The organism is Actinophytocola sp. (assembly GCF_036402745.1).
Taxonomy (GTDB): domain Bacteria; phylum Actinomycetota; class Actinomycetes; order Mycobacteriales; family Pseudonocardiaceae; genus Actinophytocola.
Genome location: NZ_DASWSJ010000168.1, coordinates 1 through 16,702, shown reverse-complemented (window position 1 = coordinate 16,702; position 16,702 = coordinate 1). Strand labels below are relative to the sequence as shown.

The window sequence follows — 16,702 nt, the reverse complement described above, 5'->3', positions numbered from 1 at the left end:
GGAGCAGCCAGGCGGCGCCGGCGAGGGCGGTGGTCACGATCAGCGCCTGGAGGACCGGGACCGGGAGGCGGCCGACCAGCTTGGTGCCCAGCCAGCCGCCGGCCGCGGCGGGGGCGGCCAGCACGGCGACGAGGGTCCAGTCGACCAGGCCGGTCACCGCGAAGGCGGCGCTCACGAGCACGGCCATGCCCAGCAGCAGCACGTTGCGGGTGCGCAGGAGGTCGCGCAGTGGCATGCCGACGAAGCCCGGGGCCAGGCCCAGGACCGCGAGCGCCAGCGTGCCCGTGCCGACGCCGATCAGGCCCGCGTAGACGCCGCAGACGAAGGTGGCCGCCAAGGTCGTGCGCTCGCCCAGGGTGCGGCCGGTGCGCTGGACGAGGCGCCGGACCGGGTCCTGGGCGAGCACCATCGCGGCGGCCGGCAGGAGGCACCAGGGGGCGATCGCCTGGAAGGTGTTGGGCGGGGTGATCGTCAGGATCCCCACCCCGGCAACGGTTCCCACACACCCCGCGACCAGCGGGCGCCAGCCGGGCCGGTAGCGCCGGGCCAGGCGGAACCCGCCGAGGAACGACACCGGGGTGACGAGCTGGCTGGTGGCGTGCGCGGTGAGCGCGGGCACGCCGGTGGCGGTCAGCGCGAGGAACGTGACCACCGCTCCCCCGCCGCCCGCGGTGTTGAAGAAGCCCGTCACGAGCGCCGCCGCGACCGGGACAGGCGCCAGCACCGCGGCGGCCATCACCACCGCCCCGACCGCTCCGGCGACCCATTTCTCCCGGCCGATCCGGGCGGGCGCGGCGAGCACGCTTCTCGCAATTTCGGTCGCGGTCATCGCGGGTTTCCTCGGGGCAGCACGGAACCCGGCACGGAAATCTGCGAACATTTCCATCCTCCAGACGAACGCTGACCCCGGCGCGCGCTCGAACAGGAAGGCAGCACGTCGTGCGGGCAGAAGTGACGATTGTTCGACAACCGACGCTACGCCGCGGATCACCTATAACAAATCGCCCAACCAGGGATTACGAAAACACGGCAGTAATACCCAAAGTATGCCGCGCGAAATGTGTCCCGTGAACAATTGCGTCAACAATCGGCATTCATGTCGCAGGGACACCGCTGGTCGACGTGCCGATCACCGCCCCAAATCTCATCGACTCCCGCGCCGGCCCCGACGGCGCCCGAGCAAGACGCCATTCGAACAGACATTCGATGACGTGTCAAGCTTGGGTCCACTGTGGACCTGACGGCGGCCCGGCCGCCTGGTGGCTCGTCGTGGTGGATGCGGTTCTGCCGGTGACCGGATCGTCCCGGCGGGCCCGCATGCCCCGGGCGGCGGAACCTCCCGGCGTACGCCGGAGCGCGGGATGACGGTGAGTGAGAGTCCGCGACTCGTGTCACTCGTCTGCCGGGCAGCGGACGATCTCGATATGGCGGGACACTTGTTCGCGGTCCATGCGCCACGGAGGAATGCCACCGGTGATTGTGCGAACATCGCCTTCCCGTCACGATACGACGGCACAGCATTTCCTTGAGGTGGCCGCCGATCTCCTCGACGCATACCTGCAGGCGGAACCGATCAGCCCGGCCCAGAACCGGCGGCTGCGCCATGTTCGGTTTCCCGCCGTGCTGGATTGGCTGCACACCGAGGATGTGATTCGGCTGGCGCCGTCGTGGGTCGGGCAGGCGGCTAGTCGCCGGGCATTCTTCAGCCGCTGGCCGACGCGGGCGGACTTCCTGCCGGACGCCGTGGTCTACACCTTGCTCCGGGAGAACGACGCGGCGCACATTCCCGCCGCGCGCGAGCCGTACGAGTCCGTCTCCCGCGTCGTCATCGGCGCCGCCGACGAGCTGCTGGCCGACCTCGTCCGGCATCCGCGCAGCTACCTCATCCTGCATCTCGGGCCGCTGCTGCCGCGGCACCCGCCGCTGGCGGGCGCGCTGCTGCCGGGGTCGCGCGCGGCCACCCGGGTGTGGCTGGGCATCTACCGCAGGCTCGCGGACGGGCTCGACCTGGTGATGCGTCCGGAGTGGACGTTCAAGCGGATGTCCCTGGTGCTGCAGGCGATGCTCGACGGTTTCGTGCTGCGCCACCGCGTCCAGCCCGACGACCACGCGACGTATCGTTGGAAGGGCGCGAGCATCCTCGCCGACGCGATCATCGCCTTCCTGCTGGGCGCCGTCGACTGGAACCTCACCGGCCAGCCCGGCCGCACCGCCCTGGACCAGCTGACCCGCCCCTAGGCACGGCCGCGGCTTCCGTTCACCATGCTCGGCCTCCGCGACCGCGCCCAAGCGATCGTCTACGGCTCCGCGAACGGCTTCGTCCGCCCTGGCGAGTGAGTCCCAGGTAGGGCGGGCCCGAGCGTGGTACCCGGACGCCGTGACGGATCAGGTGGCCGTGTTCGCTCCCTCGCCGCAGGTGACGGTGACCGTGGAGGAGCTCGAGGGCAGGCCGGACGTGCACCTGCACGCCGGCGGGCAGGGGTTCTGGCAGTCGCGGATGATCACCGCGCTCGGCTCGCCGGTGACGTTGTGCTGCGCGTTCGGCGGCGAGACCGGGCAGGTGCTGCGCCACCTGATGCAGGTGCCCGGCATCGAGGTGCGGGCCCGCGCGGGCACCGCGCGCAACGGCGCCTACGTGCACGACCGGCGTGGTGGCGGCCCGCGCGCTCAACGTCACCCGGCACGGCCTCGGGACCGGCAGCGGCACCGCGGTCCGCGCGCTGGCCGGCCGCGTCGAGATCAGTCCCATCGACGAGAGGACCGCATGACGCCGCGAGTGCTGGTGACCAACGACGACGGCATCGACTCCCCCGGGCTGCACGCGCTCGCCCGGTGCGCGCTCGACCTCGGCTGGACGCCGGTCGTGGCCGCGCCGGTCACCGAGTCGAGCGGCACCAGCGCGGGCCTCACCGCCGCCCGCGACGACCGCCAGGTCGCCGTCGAGCGGCGGACCCTGCCCGGCCTGGCCGGCGTCACGGCCTACGCGGTGGCCGCGTATCCCGGGCTCATCGCGCTGATCGCGTGCCACGACGGCTTCGGCGACCGGCCCGACCTGCTGCTCTCCGGCGTGAACCTGGGCGGCAACATCGGCCGCGCAGTCCTGCACTCCGGCACCGTCGGCGCGGCGCTCACCGCGGGTGTCAACGGGGTCCGCGCGGTCGCGGTGTCCCTCGACACCGAGCTGGACCCCGGTGCCGAGCGGCACTGGGACACCGCGACCGCGTTCTGCCGCGACCTGCTGCCGGGCGTCATGGAGCTGCCCGGCAGCACCGTGCTCAACCTGAACGTGCCCGACCGGCCGGTAGGGCACGTCCGCCCGCTGCGCTGGGTCCCGCTCGCCACCTACGGCCGGGTGCAGAGCAAGGTCACCCAGCTCGGTGCCGGCCTCATCGAGGTGGGGAGCGTCGTCGTCGAGGGTGAGCTCGAGCCGGGCAGCGACGCCGCGCTGCTGGCCGAGGGGCACGCCACGTGCACCCCGCTGCGCCCGGTCAGCGAGGACGAGGCCCTGCTGCGCTCACTGCGGGAGTGAGCCCCAGGTGGGGCCGCACCCACTCGGCGAGCCGCCGGATCGCGTCGTCGGCCTCGGGGGCGCGGCCCGCCATCATCTGGAAGGTGTGCTGCATCTCGGGGAAGACCTCCAGCCGCACGTCGACACCGGCCTTGCGCGCGTGCCGCTCGAGCCGGTGGCTGTCGTCGCGCGGGCCCTCGTCCTCGCCTGCCTGGATGGAGAACGGCCCGAACCCCGTGAGGTCGGCGTACAGCGGGTTGGCGCGCGGGTCCCGCGGGTCGCCGTCCCCGCCCAGGAGCATGCGCACGAGCTCGTGCACCATCTCCTTGTGGAAGAAGGGATCCTTGTCCCGGTTGGTCACGAACGACTCGCTCGCCACCTCCAGGTCCACCCACGGCGAGATCATCATCGTCGCCGCGGGCAGCGGCAGGCCCAGGTCCCGGGCACGCAGCTGGGTGGTGAGCACCAGCCCGCCACCCGCCGAGTCGCCGGCGAACGCGATCCGGGCGGGCTCGACACCCTGGTCGAGCAGCCACCGGTAGGCCGCGGTCGTGTCCTGCACCTGCGCCGGCCACCGGTGCTCGGGGGTGTGCCGGTAGGTGACGACCAGCGCGCGGGCGCCGGCCGCCTTCGCCAGGTGCGCGTAGAGCTTGCGGTGCGTGTACAACGAACCGCCGACGTACCCGCCGCCGTGGATGGCCATGATCACCCGGTCCGCGGCGCTGTCCTTGGGCACCGCCCAGATCGCGGGCACCCCGTTCGCGTCGGCCTCGAGGTAGTCGACACCGCCCGGTTCGGCGGTCAGGTCGCCCCACGCCTCGTCGTCCCGCTCCGCCCCACTCGTCGCGGCCGCGTGCCACGCAACGTAGGCGTCCCGCACTGCTCGTGACTGCTTGCTCGCCATTGCTCGCTTCTCCCTCCGCGGCCCGTGGTCGGACCGACGGCGGGACAGACCGGGCCGGCGGCGCAAAGGAATCGGTCACCGAGTTCTCCGGTGCGATCGGGGTCCTTCGGCCCTGTTCCGTGCCCGCGGCTGGCGGTAGACCATCCCCACCACGCGGCTTCGCTGTGCCGTACAAGGCAGGGGGCCAGGTTGACGATCGCGACTCGGGTCAGGTCGCTCGGCGAGCGGGAGTGCTGGTCGCTGCTGGGAGGCAGCGAGATGGGCCGGCTCTGCTACACCGAGGCGGCGATGCCCGTGGTGCGCGCGGTGCCGTTCGAGGTGGCCGGCGCGGGCATCGTGGTGGCGCTGCGTGCGTCGACGGTCCGGGCGGGGGCGTTCGAGAAGCCGACGATCGTGGCCTTCGAGGCCGGCGAGTGGGCCCGTGGCCGTCGGCGGGGCTGGTCGGTGCAGGTGGTCGGCCGCGCGCTCGCGGTGCCGGGCCATCCGGTGACCGGTCTGTCCTGGATGGACGGAGAGGCCACGGTGTACGTGCGGGTGAACGCGGACGTGCTGTCCGGCGAGCGCGTCGGGCCGGCCTGTGACGCCCGGACGCTACCCCGCCCCCGCGGCGGCTGACCCGCGCCCGGTGGACGGCATCCTCATTTCGTCGCACCCGGCATTGTGCCAGCCATTGCCATTTCCATTCGCGACCGGGTTTTGAGTGCCGGGCGGCAGACTGGGATTCGCACCGTCCCCGCTGTGCCGGATGGAGTGATTCCGCATGGCCGACCTGGCCGAGTCCGACATTCTTCGCCACGTGTTCCGCCATCGCCGCCTGGCGTCCTGGTCGGAATGCGCACGGCAGCCCTGCGACGAATGCTTCGCGGTCCATCGTCCGAAGCTCGCGCATTTCCTCGCAACCGGACAACCCGTGCATTTCGTCATCCTCGCATTCCCGGCGAAATCGCCCAACCGGCAAAAGGTCCTCGGCGACCTGCCCGACCTCGGCGAGAAGCTCTCGATCGAGTTCCTGCAGTCCTTCTGCGACCGGATCGGCCATTTCTACCCGCCCGGCGCGCGGATCACGATCGCCTCGGACGGCCACGTCTTCGGCGAGCTCGTCGGCGTGACCGACGCCGGCGTCACCGACTACGGGCACGAGCTGCGGAGCGTCATCGAGCAGACCGGCGGCGACGCCATCGACGTGTACGGCCTCGCGGAGGCCCTGGGCGCGAGCGGCTACGACGAGCTCCGCGCGCGGCTCGAGCGCGACTACGCGACGCCGCTCGACGAGCTCCGCGAGCGGATCGCCACCGACCCGGACGCGCGCCGGCAGTTCAACGGCATCCACCGGTTCCTGTTCGAGGACCAGGTCGACCTCGTACCCGGCCGCAGCCGCGAGCAGGTCCGGCGCGCCTCCAAATCCCTGGCGTACCAGGTGATCCAGCGCAGCAACGCGTGGAGCGACCTCGTGGCCGAGCGCTACCCGCACGCGCTGCGGCTCTCGATCCACCCGCAGCCGGCCCACTCGGAGAAGATCGGCTTCCAGCTCCTGCCGACGGCCGACAACTGGCTCACCCCCTGGCACGGCGTCGTCCTCGACGACGGCAACCGGTTCACGCTCGTCAAGCGGCACACGGCCGAGCGGCGGGGCGCCACCCTGGTGTGGCGCAACAACCGGCCGAGCCACTACGTCGCGCCCGGCGTCGTACTCGAGGAGGCGGCATGACCAGCTCGCTCGACCAGCTCACGCACACCCGGCTGGACCCGTTCGGGCTGCTGGTCACGGCGTCCACTTCGGACAGCGACCTTCGGGAGATCGCGCCGGAGACGCTGGCGGGCTGGACCGACGAGGCGAAGGTGGTGGTCCTGCGCGGGCTGCCGCTGCTGCCGGCCGCCGACTTCGAGGCCTACTGCGCGCGGTGGGGTGAGCTGCTGCGGTGGGACTTCGGCGCGGTGCTCGACCTGAAGGTGCAGGAGGACCCCAAGAACTACCTGTTCACCCGCGGCCCCGTGCCCTTCCACTGGGACGGCGCGTTCGCCCACGTCGAGCCGCGGTACTTCCTGTTCCAGTGCCTCGACGCGCGGCCAGGCGGGGGCGGCGAGACGGTGTTCTGCGACACCGTCGCCGCGTACGCGGCCGCGAGCCCCGAGCAGCGGGCGGTGTGGGACCGGGTGCGGATCAGCTACCGCACCGACAAGCTCGCGCACTACGGCGGCGACGTCACCCATCCGCTCGTGTCGACGCACCCGGCGAGCGGCGAAACCGTGCTCCGCTACGCCGAGCCGCTCGACCCCGAGCGGTTCATCAACCCGCTGTTCCTCGACGTCGAGGGCGCGCCGGACGGCGACCGGCTGGTGGCCGAGCTCAGCGAGTACCTGTGGCGGCCGGAGTTCTGCTACGCGCACGCGTGGCGGCCGGGCGACATCGTGGTCGTCGAGAACCACGCGCTCATCCACGGCCGGTACCCGTTCGTCGGCGACTCGACCCGGCACCTGCAGCGGGTCCAGATCATCTGACCGCGTGCCGGTGGCCCGGGCCGGCGATCACGAGTGGACCGGCACCGGTTCGGCGGCGCGGTCGCGGGTCAGCAGCACGCCGACCGCGGTGGTGGCGATGCTCAGCGCCGCGCCCAGCGCCCACGCGAGGCGGAAGTCCGCGGTCGACGTGGGGTCCACGTGGGAGCCCAGGATCGTGACGAGGACCGCGACGCCGACGGCGGCCGAGATCTGGCGGAACGAGTTGATCAGGGCCGACCCCGTCGCGGCGCGGTTGGCGGGCAGGGACTGGACGCCGGCGGCCACCAGGGTGCCGAGGACCAGGCCGACCCCGGCGCCGGTGAGGATCATGCTCGGCAGCAGGTCGCGCAGGTAGTCCGGGGCGATCGTGACGAACACCGTCCGCCACAGCATCCCCGCCGCGAACAGCACACCCCCGACGGCGACCAGCGGGCCGTGGCCGAAGCGCCGGGCCGCGCGCGCCGTCAGCACGGTGACGATCGGCACCAGCGCCGGCCCGGGCACCAGCGCGACCCCGGTCCGCAGCGCGCTCCAGTGCCACACGTCCTGGCACCACAGGACATTCGACAGCAGCATCATCGCGAACGCGACCCCGAACACGAACGTGCCCACGTTCGCGACGCCGAACCGGGGCAGCCGCAGCAGGTGCAGCTCCAGCAGCGGGCTCGCGTGCCCCGCGGTCCGCCGCCAGAACCACCCCGCGCCCAGCACCGCGAGCGCGAGCAGGCCGAGCGTGCGCCCCGACGTCCAGCCCCACGCGGGTGCCTGGACGAGCGCGCCGGTCAGCGTGGCCACCGACAGCGTGACCAGCACGGCACCCCACAGGTCCGGCAGCGGGCCGGTCTCCCGCGCGGCGGGCCTGGGCAGCGCGGCCAGCCCGGCGACGACCGCGAGCACGCCGATCGGCAGGTTCACCACGAACACCCACCGCCAGTCGACCTGCACCAGCAACCCACCCAGCACCGGGCCCGCGGCGGCCGCCAGCCCACCGACCGCCGCCCACGCGCGGGTGGCCCCGGTGCGCCGCTCGGCGGGCACCGTCGCCAGCAGCAACGCCAGCGAGGTCGGCAGCTGCAGGGCCGCGCCGGCCGCCTGGACGACCCGGGCCGCCACCAGCACCCACAGCGTCGGCGCCAGCGCGCAGGCCAGCGACGCGAGCGTGAACACGACGATCCCGCCGACGAACACCGGTCGCTGCCCGATGCGGTCGCCGAGCCGGCCGGCGACCACCAGCAGCGCGGCCAATGTGATCGCGTACGCGTTGAGCACCCAGGACAGCTCGCCCAGCGACACGGGCTGCCCGGCGCGGGAGAAGCTCGCGGACATCTCCGGCAGGGCGACGTTGACGATCCAGAGGTCAAGGTTGGTCATGAACACGGCCAGCACGACCACGACCGTCGCGACACGGGACCGGTTTGATTGTCCAACTGAGTGGGTCACGCCGGAGACCGTAACCGCCCGCCGGTTTGAAAAGCAAACCACTGCGTGCGAGAGTGGCGGCATGCGCCGCGACCCGACCACGCTCCCCGGCCGTCCCTGCTCGCTCGCCGCCGCGCTGGAGGTCGTCGGCGACCGGTGGGCGCTGCTCGCCGTCCGCGAGGTGATGTTCGGCAACCACCAGTTCAGCCAGATCGCGCGCAACACCGGCGCGCCGCGCGACAGGCTGGCCGCCCGGCTGAAGACGCTGGTCGAGGCCGGCGTGCTCGAGCGCCGCCCGGCCGGGCAGCCGGGCCGGTTCGGCGACGGGTACCACCTCACCGACGCCGGCCGCGAGCTCTCCCCGGTCATGCGGGCGCTGTTGACGTGGGGTGACAGGTGGGCCGTGACCGCGCCGCCGATGCGGATGCGCCACCACGACCACCCGTTCACGCCCCGCACGGTGTGTGACACGTGCGGCGAGCCGGTTCGGGACGGGGACGTCACGCGGGAGATGTTGGCTCCACAGTGGACCATGGAGGGTCACTCGGACGGCTGACCCGTGTCGGTTTCGGTTTCGCCCCGTGGTGTAAACCCCTGTGGGGAGATCCGAACGGGGTGTGCGACGAATGGACGCTGATCAGGTGATCGCGGGCCGGTACCGGCTGACCGAGCGACTCGGCGGTGGCGGCATGGGCGTGGTGTGGCAGGCCCACGACGAACGGCTGCGCCGCACGGTCGCGGTGAAGGAGGTGATCCTCCCGCCGAGCCTGGACGAGGCGCGGCTCGAGGAGATCCGCCGGCGGACCATGCGCGAGGGTCGCATCGCGGCCAAGCTGCACCACCCGCAGCTGATCACGGTGTACGACGTGATCGAGGACGACGGCCGCCCGTACCTGATCATGGAGTACCTGCCGTCGACCAGCCTGTCCCGGCTGCTGGCCGACCGCGGCACGCTGCCGCCGGCCGAGGTGGCGCGGATCGGCTCGCAGGCCGCGGCCGCGCTGGCCGCGGCGCACGCGGCGGGCGTGGTGCACCGCGACGTGAAGCCGTCGAACATCCTGGTCGGCGACAACGGCACGGTGAAGATCACCGACTTCGGCGTGTCGCGGGTGGTCGAGGACGTCACGGGGACGGTCACGGGCACGTTCGTCGGCACGCCCGCCTACCTCGCGCCCGAGGTGGCACAGGGCCGGGACGGCACGCTCGCGTCGGACGTCTACGCGCTCGGCGCCACGCTGTACACGGCCGTCGAGGGCGCGCCGCCGTCGGGCACGAGCGACAACCCGATGGCCCTGCTGCACCGGATCGCCTCCGGCGACACCGTCGCGCCGAAGCAGGCCGGCGAGCTGACCGGCGTGCTGGCGCGGCTGCTCAGCACCGACCCGGGCCAGCGCCCGACCATGCAGGACGCCAAGCGCGCGCTCGACGAGGTGGCCGGCGGCGTGGCCGCTCGCGCCGCCCCGCCGGTGCCCCCTCCCACCGCACCCACCGTCGCCGCTCCGGCCGCCGCGCCTCCCCCGCCTCCCGCGCCGGCACCGCCGGCCACCCGGCCCGCCGCGGCCGACGACGGGTCGACGCGGCGCCGGCCCGTGATCGTGCTCGCGGCCATCGTCGCCGCGCTGCTGGTGGCGACGATCGCCGTCCTCCTGATCAACAACAACAGCACCAACACCCCGCCCGGCGACGCCAACGCCGGGGCGCCGCCGGCCTCGACGTCCGCGCGGCAGTCGCAGGTCTCCTCCCCCAGCAAGGAGACGACGTCGACCGGGACGACCACCACGACCACGCCGCCCCCCGCGTCGTCGGCGACCCGCCCTCCCCCGCCGGGCGCCAACCTCCCGACCACCCCCGCGGCCGCGGTCACCGACTACTACGCCCTGATGCCCGGCAACCCGGACGAGGGCTTCAAGCGGCTGACCCCGAAGTTCCAGCGGCGGCCGGCCGGCGGCCCGGACGGCTACCGCCAGTTCTGGGGCACGGTCGGCACCGTGCGCGCCTCCCAGGTGTCCGCGCAGGGGAGCACGGTCGAGGTGACGGTCGACTACAACTTCACGAGCGGCCGGCACACCGTCGAGCGCCACCGCTACGCCCTGGTCGACAGCAACGGAACCTGGCTGATCGACACCGTGAGCGTGCTGAGCAGCCAGGACATCTGACCGCGCCGATCACCGCGGCGGCGGCTTCCCGGGCATGATGGGCGGATGACCAAGCGCGCACTCGTCCTCGGCGGTGGTGGCATCACCGGAATCGCCTGGGAGTGGGGAATCCTGGCGGGGCTTGCGGCAGCGGGCGTGCGGCTCGGCGAGGCCGACCTGGTCGTGGGCACCTCGGCCGGCTCGGTGGTCGGCACCCAGGTCGCGAGCGGCCTCGACGTCCAGGAGCGGTACGAGTCGCAGCTGGAGCCACCGGACGGCGAGATCGCGGCGACGATCGGCACCGGCGTGCTGCTGCGCTACGGGCTGGCGATGATCGGGCCGCGCGCCCGGACGCGGGCCCGCATCGGACGGTATGCCACCCGCGCCCGCACGGGCTCCACGGCCGAGGAGCGGGTCGCGGTGATCGAGTCGCGGCTGCCGGTGCGGGACTGGCCCGACCGGCTGCTGCGGGTCACCGCGGTCGACGTCGAGGACGGGAAGTTCCGCGCGTTCGACAAGGACTCCGGAGTCCCGCTGGTCCGCGCGGTCGCGGCGAGCTGCGCGGTGCCGGGCGTGTGGCCGCCGGTCGCCGTCGACGGGCACCGCTACATGGACGGCGGCGTCCGCTCGGGCGCGAACGCCGACCTCGCCGCCGGGTACGAGCGGGTGGTCGTGGTCGCGCCGCTGCCGCGCGGCCTGGGAATCTCGGCGCAGAGCGAGGTCGAGGCGTTGCGTGCCCGGTCGCGGGTGACTCTCGTGACCCCGTCCGGAGCGGCGCTGAAGGCGTTCGGGCGCAACGTGCTCGACCCGGCCAAACGCGCCGACGCCGCCCGGGCCGGCCTGGCCCAGTCCGCCGACGTGGTCGACCAGGTCCGCGCGGTGTGGGACGACTGACCCGGTGACCGCGCAGACCTGATCCGCGAGGTCGTCGGCGAGACCGTCTACGGCATCGACGGCAACACGGTCGGCGGCGACACCGGCGGCGGCCAGGTCGACGACCGCACCCGCGCCCGCGGATCATGTGTTCTCGTTCGTCCCGGGTCAGGACGGCCGGGCCGGCGCCGGCCGGTGGCGCGATCTGCTGAATTGAGGCAGTCGCGGAATTGCGTAAACAAAGTTGAAAATTTGCGCAGCGGTGAACGCATCTTGCCATCATCTGTCCCCTCTGCCATGCTCGGAAGACCTGGCAGTGTTGCGAGGCTGAAGGGCAGACATGCGAACCCTGCAAAGCATTGTCGGCCTTCTGACCCTGTTCCTGGTCGTCGCCGCGGTCCCCGTGCCGGCGTCCAGCGCAGGCGTGCAGGCGGTACCGGCTGACGTCCAACTCTTCTACTACCCGTGGTACGGCAGTCCCACGGTCAACGGCTCCTACCGGCATTGGCCACAGGGCAACCACACGCCGCCGGACGACATCGGGGCCAACTACTACCCCACGCTCGGCGCCTACGACTCCGGCGACACCGCGGCGATCGACCAGCACATGACGTGGATCCAGCGCTCCGGCGCCGGCACCATCGTCACCAGCTGGTGGGGCCAAGGGTCCTATGAGGACAACCTGGTGCCGAGGATCCTCGACTCCGCGGCCCGGCACGGCATCAAGGTCGCCTGGCACCTGGAGCCCTACGGAAACCGCACGGCCGCCTCCACGGTCGCGGACATCAACTACATCAACTCCCGCTACGGCTCGAGCCCGGCGTTCTACCGGGATGCCGCGCACGGCAACAGATCCGCGTTCTACGTCTTCGAGAGCCTGCGGATCACCGACTGGTCCGCGCTGGACCAGGTGAGCGGCACCAGCATCGTGCTCGCGCAGACGACGGACACGAGCAAGGTCGCGCACTTCGGCGGGATGTACACCTACGACGGCATCGCCGGGGCGACCGCGCCGGGGTGGAAGAACGCGTCGGACTACTGCAAGGCCAACGGTTTGGTCTGGGCACCCTCGGTGGCCCCGGGCTACATCGACGACCGCGCGGTGCCCGGCAACACCACGCCGACGCTCAACCGCGACAACGGTGCCGCCTACGACAAGGAGTGGCACAACGCGCTGGACCCGGCCACCGGCGGGGCGCCGACCTGGGTGTCGGTCACCTCGTTCAACGAGTGGCACGAGGGCTCGACGCTCGAGCCCGCCCGGTCCAGCCCACCCGGCGGCCAGGGCTACCTGACCTACGAGGGCGCCTACGGCCAGACCGGCGCGGCCGCGGAGACCGCATACCTCGACCGCACCCGGTACTGGGTCGGCCAGTTCACCGGCGGCGGCGTCCCGCCGGCCAACCCGGACCTGGCCCGCGGCCGGCCGATCACGGCCAGCAGCAACGTCCCCGGCTACCCGCCGACCGCGGCCAACGACGGAAACCAGGGCAGCTACTGGGAAAGCACGAACCGCGCGTTCCCGCAGTCGCTCACCGTCGACCTCGGCTCGCAGGCCGAGGTGAGCCGGCTCGTACTCTCGCTGCCCACCTCGTGGGGCGCGCGCACCCAGACGCTGTCCGTGCTCGCCAGCGCCGACGGCACGTCCTACACCGCGGTGGCCGGCTCGGCCGGCTACCGGTTCGACCCCGCGGCGCAGAACACCGTGACGGTCCCGGTCACGGCAGGCGCGCGCCGCTATCTCCGGCTGGTCTTCACCGCCAACACCGGGTGGCCCGCCGGCCAGGTCGCGGAAGTTCAGGCATACCGAAACTAGAGAGGACGCCGATGTCCCTGCACCGACGGCGTCGGTACGGCTTCACCGCCGCACTGTTGTTCGCCGCGATGGTTGTTCCCGTTGCCCCGGTGGCGCACGCCGGGTCCGTCATTCCCCCAGGCGACTACCAGCAGGTCCAGCTCGCGTTGGGCGCCGGCGAGCTCGGCGAGGCCATGTCGCTGGCCGTGCTGCCCGACAGGACCGTCGTGCACACGGCCCGGGACGGCACAGTCCGGGTGACCAACGCGGCCGGCACCACGACCCAAGCCGGCAAGCTCAACGTCTACACCCACGACGAAGAGGGCCTCCAGGGTGTGGCCGCCGACCCGAACTTCGCCAGCAACCGCTACATCTACCTGTACTACTCACCCGCACTGTCCACTCCGGGCGGCGACGCGCCGACCGACGGCACCCAGGCGGACTGGGACCGGTGGAAGGGCGAGCTGCACCTGTCCCGGTTCGTACTCAAGACCGACAACACCCTGGACCTGGCCAGCGAGAAGGTCGTGCTCGTGGTACCCAACGACCGGGGCCAGTGCTGCCACGTCGGCGGCGACATCGACTTCGACGCGGCCGGGAACCTCTACCTGACAACGGGTGACGACACCAACCCGTTCCAGTCCGACAGCTACACCCCGATCGACGAGCGCACGACCCGCAACCCGCAGTTCGACGCGCAGCGCTCCTCGGGCAACACGAACGACCTGCGCGGCAAGGTGCTGCGGATCAAGCCGCAGGCGGACGGCACGTACACGATCCCGGCCGGCAACATGTTCGCGCCGGGCACCGCGAGCACCCGTCCGGAGATCTACGCGATGGGCTTCCGCAACCCGTTCCGGATGAGCGTGGACAAGGCCACCGGCACCGTCTGGCTCGGCGACTACGGCCCGGACGCCGGGTCGACCAACCCGAACCGCGGGCCCAACGGGCAGGTCGAGTTCAACCAGATCACCGCGCCCGGCAACTACGGCTGGCCGTACTGCACCGGCACGAACACGACCACGGAGACGTACAACGACTTCACGTTCCCGTCCGGCCCGTCCGGCGCGAAGTTCGACTGCGCGACCGGGCCGACGAACAACTCCTTCCGCAACACCGGCCAGCAGAAGCTGCAGGCGCCGAAGCCGGCGTGGATCCGCTACGGCGGCGACGCCGGCACCCCGCCGGAATTCGGCAGCGGCTCGGAGTCGCCGATGGGCGGCCCGGTCTACCGGTACGACCCGAACCTGAGCTCGGCGGTCAAGTTCCCGCAGTCGCTGTCCGGCCGGTTCTTCGCCGGCGAGTACGGGCGGCGGTGGATCAAGGCGATCGAGGTGACGAGCAGCGGCGGCGTCGGCGACATCGGGGCGTTCCCGTGGACCGGCACGCAGGTGATGGACATGGCGTTCGGGCCGGACGGCGCGCTGTACGTGCTGGACTACGGCAGCGGGTCGAACAACCAGGCGCTGTGGCGGATCGAGTACATCGGCAGCCAGAACCGCAACCCGATCGCGGTGGCGTCGGCCGACAAGACCTCCGGGCCCTCGCCGCTCGCCGTGACCTTCTCCTCGGCGGGCAGCAACGACCCCGAGGGCGGCGCGCTGACGTACTCGTGGGCCTTCGGCGACGGCGGCACGTCGACCGCGGCGAACCCGTCGCACACCTACTCGACGAACGGCAACTACACGGCGACGCTCACCGTCCGCGACCCGCAGGGGCTCACCGGCTCGGCGAACGTGCAGATCTCCGTCGGCAACACGGCGCCGACGGTGACGCTGGCGCAACCTCTGGACGGCGCGCTGTTCTCCTTCGGGGACACGGTGAACTTCCAGGTGAACGTGTCCGACCCGGAGGACGGCGCGATCGACTGCACGCGGGTGAAGGTCACCTACCTGCTGGGCCACGACAGCCACCAGCACTCGATCACGTCGAAGAACGGCTGCACGGGCTCGATCACGACCCCGGTCGACGGTGCGCACGACCCGGCCGCGAACGTGTTCGGCGTGTTCGACGCCGAGTACACCGACAACGGCGGGCTGACCAGCCACAGTGTCCGCAAGCTCCAGCCGCGGCACCGGCAGGCCGAGCACTTCAGCGCCCAGTCCGGCGGCATCCAGCTCGCCGCGCACGCCGGCGCGGAGGGCGGGAACACGGTCGGGTTCATCGACAACAACGACTGGGTGTCGTTCACCCCGTACGCGCTCTCGGGTGCGGCCAGCATCACCGCGCGGGTGTCCTCCGGTGGCGTCGGTGGCACGCTCGAGGTCCGGGCGGGCTCGGCCACCGGCACGCTGCTCGGCTCGGTGGCGGTGGCGAACACGGGCAACTGGGACACGTTCGCGAACGTGTCGACGGGCCTGTCCGCCGCGCCTGCCGGGACGACGCAGCTGTTCCTGGTGTTCAAGGGAGTCACCGGGTCGGGCAACCTGTTCGACGTGGACGCGTTCACCCTGAACCCGTCCGGCGCGGGCGGGATCCGCACGGCGGAGGGCGAGGCGTGGACGTCGACCGGTGGCGTCCAGGTGGCGGCCCACGCCCCGGCGAGCGGCGGCGCGACGGCCGGCTTCATCGAGAACGGTGACTGGGTCGGCTACTCGCAGCTGTCGACGGCCGGGGCCAAGGGCTTCTCGGCCCGCGTCTCGTCGGCGGGCGCGGGCGGCACGATCACGGTCCGCTCCGGTTCGCAGACCGGGACGGTCCTCGGCTCGGTGGCGGTGGCGAACACGGGTGGCTGGGAGACCTTCCAGACCGTGTCGACGACCCTGACCGGCAACGTGTCGGGCCCGCTGTTCCTCACGTTCAGCGGAGGCGCCGGCTCACTGTTCGATGTGGACACGGTGACCCTGCAACTGTAGGCACGTCAACGGGAGCGGCGCTCACCCTCGCGGGGGTGGGCGCCGCTCTGGGCGTGGCGGGAGTCAACATCGAGGACAGCACCGCCGACATCGGTCCCAGTCAACGTGGTGCCCGGCCTCTCCCTCGCGTCCCTGGGCGTGCGCCGCGTGAGCACCGGCTCCCTGCCCTACAGAGCCGCGATCGGCAGGACCGTGGAGGTGGCAGTCATGGTCTCGGGTTGTTGTCGGATCACCCAAGGTCGGACTCAGGACAGCAGGGTTTCTGAGGTGGACCGGCGGTCCCTACGCCACAGTTTGGCGGCGAGCGCGCCGAGAAAGCCTAGGCCGGCTAGCACCATCAGGCTGTTGAGCAGCACGACGGTCGTCAGGGTGTGGGGCATCACGACGCCCGCGGAGGTCTGGGTCGGCGCGCCCACCGCGAGCAGGAAAGTCAGCACGCCGGAGGCGACCAGTACCAGCCACGCCAGCGCCACGCCCGATGAGTGCGCCACGCTCCGCCGCGGTCGGGCCCACCACAGCCAGAGCGCGAGACCAGGAGCCATCCACACCCAGTGGAACGGCCAGGAGACCGGCGAGATCAGCAGGCTGGTCACCACGCAGGCGAAAATGCCGGCAGCTTCCATGCCCCGCCGGCTGGCCCATGCCGAGATCGCCAGCCCGGCAAGGCCAACGACGATCGCCAGCGTCAGCCAGAGCCACTGGGTCTGTAGCACC

13 protein-coding genes and 1 pseudogene are annotated in these 16,702 nt (G+C 72.1%); 10 read left to right on the top strand and 4 right to left on the bottom strand.

What is annotated here, in order from left to right; translation table 11 throughout:
* Positions 1-829: sulfite exporter TauE/SafE family protein (locus VGD70_RS16875; protein WP_331082418.1), on the bottom strand; the 829-nt coding region annotated here is incomplete at its 3' end.
* 701 nt (positions 830-1,530) lie between these two features.
* On the opposite strand from VGD70_RS16875, the gene VGD70_RS16870 reads away from it, so the two are divergent.
* Together VGD70_RS16870 and VGD70_RS16865 are read left to right on the top strand one after the other, a co-directional pair.
* Complete coding sequence (locus tag VGD70_RS16870; RefSeq protein ID WP_331082417.1) at positions 1,531-2,238, top strand: hypothetical protein; 708 nt, start codon at positions 1,531-1,533, stop codon at positions 2,236-2,238.
* Between the two features lie 139 nt (positions 2,239-2,377).
* Positions 2,378-3,529, top strand: coding sequence for a 5'/3'-nucleotidase SurE (locus tag VGD70_RS16865; protein WP_331082416.1), 1,152 nt, complete (start codon positions 2,378-2,380; stop codon positions 3,527-3,529).
* Here the strand turns inward: VGD70_RS16865 and VGD70_RS16860 are convergent.
* A complete protein-coding gene (locus VGD70_RS16860; protein ID WP_331082415.1) occupies positions 3,489-4,412 on the bottom strand; it encodes an alpha/beta hydrolase in 924 nt (307 codons plus the stop codon). The two genes, VGD70_RS16865 and VGD70_RS16860, sit on opposite strands and share 41 nt — an antisense overlap.
* 189 nt (positions 4,413-4,601) lie before the next feature.
* Here VGD70_RS16860 and VGD70_RS16855 point away from each other — a divergent pair, with 189 nt between their 5' ends.
* The 3 genes from VGD70_RS16855 to VGD70_RS16845 all read left to right on the top strand — a co-directional run bounded on the left by VGD70_RS16855 (position 4,602) and on the right by VGD70_RS16845 (position 6,911).
* Positions 4,602-5,027 carry a pyridoxamine 5'-phosphate oxidase family protein gene (locus VGD70_RS16855; protein ID WP_331082414.1) on the top strand — a complete coding sequence of 142 codons (426 nt, stop codon included), beginning with the start codon at positions 4,602-4,604 and terminating at the stop codon, positions 5,025-5,027.
* 145 nt (positions 5,028-5,172) lie between these two features.
* Entirely contained in the window at positions 5,173-6,120 is a 948-nt protein-coding gene (locus VGD70_RS16850) for an isocyanide synthase family protein (protein WP_331082413.1), read from the top strand.
* Positions 6,117-6,911 (top strand): TauD/TfdA family dioxygenase, encoded by a 795-nt coding sequence (locus VGD70_RS16845; protein WP_331082412.1) that lies wholly within the window; start codon positions 6,117-6,119, stop codon positions 6,909-6,911. Before VGD70_RS16850 ends, VGD70_RS16845 begins: the two co-directional genes overlap by 4 nt.
* A gap of 27 nt (positions 6,912-6,938) precedes the next feature.
* On the opposite strand, the gene VGD70_RS16840 is transcribed toward VGD70_RS16845, so the two are convergent.
* The gene (locus VGD70_RS16840) at positions 6,939-8,351 is read right to left on the bottom strand and encodes an MFS transporter (RefSeq protein WP_331082411.1); all 1,413 of its coding nucleotides are present in this window, start codon (positions 8,349-8,351) and stop codon (positions 6,939-6,941) included.
* Positions 8,352-8,412: 61 nt separating this feature from the next.
* Between VGD70_RS16840 and VGD70_RS16835 the strand changes: the two genes are divergently transcribed.
* The 5 genes from VGD70_RS16835 (at position 8,413) to VGD70_RS16815 (ending at position 15,988) form a co-directional block, all read left to right on the top strand.
* Positions 8,413-8,886: a helix-turn-helix domain-containing protein gene (locus tag VGD70_RS16835; protein WP_331082410.1), complete on the top strand. Its 474-nt coding sequence runs from the start codon at positions 8,413-8,415 to the stop codon at positions 8,884-8,886.
* Between the two features lie 70 nt (positions 8,887-8,956).
* On the top strand, positions 8,957-10,486 hold the full coding sequence (locus VGD70_RS16830; protein WP_331082409.1) for a serine/threonine-protein kinase: 1,530 nt from the start codon (positions 8,957-8,959) through the stop codon (positions 10,484-10,486).
* Between the two features lie 45 nt (positions 10,487-10,531).
* Positions 10,532-11,359 carry a patatin-like phospholipase family protein gene (locus VGD70_RS16825; RefSeq protein ID WP_331082408.1) on the top strand — a complete coding sequence of 276 codons (828 nt, stop codon included), beginning with the start codon at positions 10,532-10,534 and terminating at the stop codon, positions 11,357-11,359.
* Positions 11,360-11,678: 319 nt separating this feature from the next.
* Positions 11,679-13,154: a discoidin domain-containing protein gene (locus VGD70_RS16820; RefSeq protein ID WP_331082407.1), complete on the top strand. Its 1,476-nt coding sequence runs from the start codon at positions 11,679-11,681 to the stop codon at positions 13,152-13,154.
* Positions 13,155-13,165: 11 nt separating this feature from the next.
* A complete protein-coding gene (locus VGD70_RS16815) occupies positions 13,166-15,988 on the top strand; it encodes a carbohydrate-binding protein (RefSeq protein ID WP_331082406.1) in 2,823 nt (940 codons plus the stop codon).
* A gap of 245 nt (positions 15,989-16,233) precedes the next feature.
* Here VGD70_RS16815 and VGD70_RS16810 read toward each other — a convergent pair.
* A pseudogene (locus VGD70_RS16810) lies at positions 16,234-16,702 on the bottom strand (hypothetical protein); the annotation flags it as partial.